This window comes from aff. Roholtiella sp. LEGE 12411, from assembly GCF_015206995.1.
GTDB lineage: Bacteria > Cyanobacteriota > Cyanobacteriia > Cyanobacteriales > Nostocaceae > Komarekiella.
In genome coordinates this window covers 1-3,397 of sequence record NZ_JADEXR010000271.1, presented here as the reverse complement: position 1 = coordinate 3,397, position 3,397 = coordinate 1, and the positions used below count along the sequence as shown (strand labels likewise).

The 3,397-nt window shown below is 44.4% G+C and carries 5 protein-coding genes; 2 read left to right on the top strand and 3 right to left on the bottom strand.

Features of this window, described 5'->3' with window-relative positions:
- Window positions 1-166 precede the first annotated feature (166 nt).
- The 3 genes from IQ246_RS29210 to IQ246_RS29200 all read right to left on the bottom strand — a co-directional run bounded on the left by IQ246_RS29210 (window position 167) and on the right by IQ246_RS29200 (window position 1,855).
- Entirely contained in the window at window positions 167-661 is a 495-nt protein-coding gene (locus IQ246_RS29210) for a bleomycin hydrolase (protein ID WP_191761283.1), read from the bottom strand.
- A gap of 78 nt (window positions 662-739) precedes the next feature.
- Window positions 740-1,297 carry a bleomycin hydrolase gene (locus tag IQ246_RS29205; protein ID WP_194006776.1) on the bottom strand — a complete coding sequence of 186 codons (558 nt, stop codon included), beginning with the start codon at window positions 1,295-1,297 and terminating at the stop codon, window positions 740-742.
- Between the two features lie 390 nt (window positions 1,298-1,687).
- Complete coding sequence (locus IQ246_RS29200) at window positions 1,688-1,855, bottom strand: NblA/ycf18 family protein (protein WP_194006775.1); 168 nt, start codon at window positions 1,853-1,855, stop codon at window positions 1,688-1,690.
- Window positions 1,856-2,158: 303 nt separating this feature from the next.
- On the opposite strand from IQ246_RS29200, the gene IQ246_RS29195 reads away from it, so the two are divergent.
- Both IQ246_RS29195 and IQ246_RS29190 read left to right on the top strand, forming a co-directional pair.
- The gene (locus tag IQ246_RS29195) at window positions 2,159-2,776 is read left to right on the top strand and encodes a phycobiliprotein lyase (RefSeq protein WP_194006777.1); all 618 of its coding nucleotides are present in this window, start codon (window positions 2,159-2,161) and stop codon (window positions 2,774-2,776) included.
- Entirely contained in the window at window positions 2,773-3,327 is a 555-nt protein-coding gene (locus IQ246_RS29190; protein WP_194006774.1) for a hypothetical protein, read from the top strand. The genes IQ246_RS29195 and IQ246_RS29190 overlap by 4 nt, the downstream gene beginning before the upstream one ends.
- Window positions 3,328-3,397: the final 70 nt, after the last annotated feature.

The following is a 3,397-nucleotide window of genomic DNA, read 5'->3' as shown; positions in this document are numbered from 1 at the left end:
GGAGTGGGGGAGTGGAGGAGTGGAGGACAACTGACCCTTGACTCTTGACTAATGACACAACTGAGGGACTCTTAGTCGATCGCTTACCCTAATTTAGGCAAAGCAATATACTGAGAGTCCCTTAGTTTTAGAGTATGACGATCGCTCGTCTAGTCAATCTTTCTCACTATGATAGGGAGTTGATTACATAGTCGAGGAGAGAGCGGAATTCAACCAACGCTTGAGGAGACATATCACGAGGAGAGCAAGCGCGATCGCGAGTGTAAGTCATCGCAGTAACGTAGGGAGCAGTGGGCAGACCCAAGGAGCGATAAACTTCACGAGCACCTGCAATACCCCACTCATCCAGAGGGCCAGTACCACCAACAACTAAGCTGTAGTTGATTAGACGCAGGTAGTGCTTGATGTCGCGGAGGCACTTATCTTTCTTAACTTGGGTGTCGCCAGCTTCACCTTCTTGATTGAGGTAAGGATATTTTTTGAAAGCAGCGTCATAACCTTCTTTAGCTACGGCATCGATGCCAGAAGCTAGCTTTTCAGCAGCTTCCAGACGAGCAGACGCACGCTGAATGCTGCCTTGGATGGATTCCAAGTCAGAGGTGCTGGGGAAACGACCTGCTGCATCAGCAGATGTAATAACTGTGGTGATAACTGATTTCATTGCTTTTTATACTCCTGATTGCATTTGCTCGGATTTGGATTTCAGTTTGCTTGGCTAATAGGCGTTAGCCATGAGTTGTTAGCTCAGAGCAGAAATAACGCGATCAAAGTAGCTAGCAGCTTCTGAAGCCAAAGCAGAGCAGTCGCCTTGAACAACTTCCAGTTTACGGAACTTTTTACCAGCGTTAGCTTCAGTGTTGGTGTTGGTGATGTGGGCAACGCTGATAGATTTCAGGATTTGAAAAGCACGTACAGCAGAAGTGGTGGGTACGCCCAAAGCTGTATAGGTTTCTTTTAATCCATTTAGAGCGCGATCATCTAACACTGAAGAATCACCAGCTAACAACGCATAGGTTACGTAGCGCAGGACGATTTCAGCATCACGTAAGCAAGCAGCCATCCGGCGAGTGGGGTATAAGTTACCACCAGCTTGTAGCAAACCTGTGTTCTCACAAGCGATACCAGCGATCGCATCAGAAACAGCACAACTAGCGTTGCTAGCGATCGCATTCACAGCATCAAGGCGCTTGTTGCCTTCAGCAATGAAAGACTTGAGAGCTGCCAAATCAGCACCACCGATGGCAGCAGTTTTGGCATCTGCCGTAATTACAGCTCTGGAAAAAGCGTCAAGAACCATTGAGTTCCCCTTGATATTCACAAATGGTGGATATTATTTTTGGCGTGTTCTCGAAATAATTGCGAGCAGCCAAGAAAAACATAGGGGATTAATAGTACTCTCGTCTTTTCTATGAGAGACAAAGTAATAATCTGTAATATTTTCCACTCAGCACTCGGTCACTTCCGCATTCTCCTCGTGCTTACCCTACTCTTTTTTGTGGTCAATAAAAAAATGCCAGCCTGGGTGAGTTTTACCACTGTTACCCAGGCCGATGTTATTCAGGGGACTATGAAATTTTGCACTCGAATCAAGTTTTAATCAAAGCGTGAAAACCATTAATGCTTTGTGATCGCGTCTGAATTACTAAATTTAGCTCCGTGTCAAGCTTTTACTAAATTTAGCTCCGTGTCAAGCTTGTTTAATTAAATGCTTGACCAAATTATCTTTTACCATCATTTGCCGTAAAACTTCTAGTAAAAATTCTTGAGCCTCTTCTCGACTCAAATTTTTCACCTGATCTCTTAAGTTTTGTAAACGGAACTGTTGCTCTAAAGTCAGTTCGATTGGAAAGTCCATGATTCACTCCTCTGATTCACGAAATCGAAGGGTATTTGGTTGTTACTGCTTGTGCAAACAATATTTCTATTATTTTAGCACAGGATAGCAACTTGTGTATTTTGTCAAGCAATTAATAATAGCCACTATAAAAGTTTACAATTGTCTAGCAACATACCTAATTAATCCCTTTGTAAGGAAGCTTGTTGAAAGCTAAACCGCTAGTTGCTGTAAGGTTTAGAATGTTTAGATACCAACAACTTTAAAAAGAAAAAATCCTTAAAACATCATCCGCAGGAGTAATAAGTAGGAGTCAGAAGATTGATGGACGCAATGGAATTTTTTAAACTAAGTGCTGGCAAGTGGCGATCGCAACGGGCGACTCATCACCTAGCCTTCAAGCGGTCAGAAACGGGAGAATCGGACATTCAGGTAGAAACTCTGGCTGAGGATCACCCAGAAATCATTGAACTATGCCAGTATCATCAGATTGACCCCAATCTGTCAGTGGGTGGCTCGCGCGTGCGTTGGCTAGGTACAATGGCTTGGGATAGAGATGGTGATGAGAACCATCAGGGGAAAACCATCTTTGCGATCGTGCCTGATGTTGATAACCCCAAGCAAGGTAGATTACTCCGAGAGAGAGGTTACGCGGAAATTGTGCCTGTAGTCGGTCTATATGAGATGGATGATCAAGATGGGCTAGTGCTGACAACTGAATATGAAACAATGAGTTCCATTGAGCGATTCTGGTTCGCCAGCCCAAATCTCCGACTGCGAACCAGTACAGTGAAACGATTTGGGGGTTTTAGCACAGCATCGTTTTGTACTGAAGCCCGCGTTGAGACATCTTCAGAGAGTTCTAATACAGAACAAGTAACCTCCAGACAAACAGAGGATGTTGTGGAAGCAAGACAATTTTATTCAGTTTTGGGCTGGTGAATTATCTGAAGCAGACTGATACTTTGACTCGTGGTATGGAGTACCTACGCCTGGTACAGGAACTTGTTCTAGAACCGGGCATGGTGGATGTGATCAATAATCTGCGCGATCGCATCCTTATTTGCACTTGGATTGGTGAGAATATTGACGCTATTAATGCTCAGCTTCAGATCTGTCTTGAAGCCTGTCATCAGTGCTTTCATCCACAAGATCGTCCCCACATCCAAATTTTTGCAGTACCCATAGCTCAATCCTTTGGCATAGACGGTCTGTGCAACATTTTCACAACCCCAATCACCATTCTGGTAGATGTCGGGCGAATTGCACCTATAGATTGGTTAGGTATCGTTGCTCATGAATACGCCCATGCTCATTTAGGAGACTCCGGTCATGATCAGCAGTTTGTCAAAATTCTATCTCATCTATGTTTAGGACTGGGATTTGAACCACCCCACTGGGAGCCAGGGACGGAATCAACTTTGCGTAGCTGGCCTCACTGTAACTCAACTATAGATCCCTTGGAATTTTGGATTGGTCAACAGATCTATTAGGCACAGAAGAAGGGGAGCAGGAGAAGAAATCCCCATACCCCATGCCCCTGTCTCTTATTCACATCTCGGA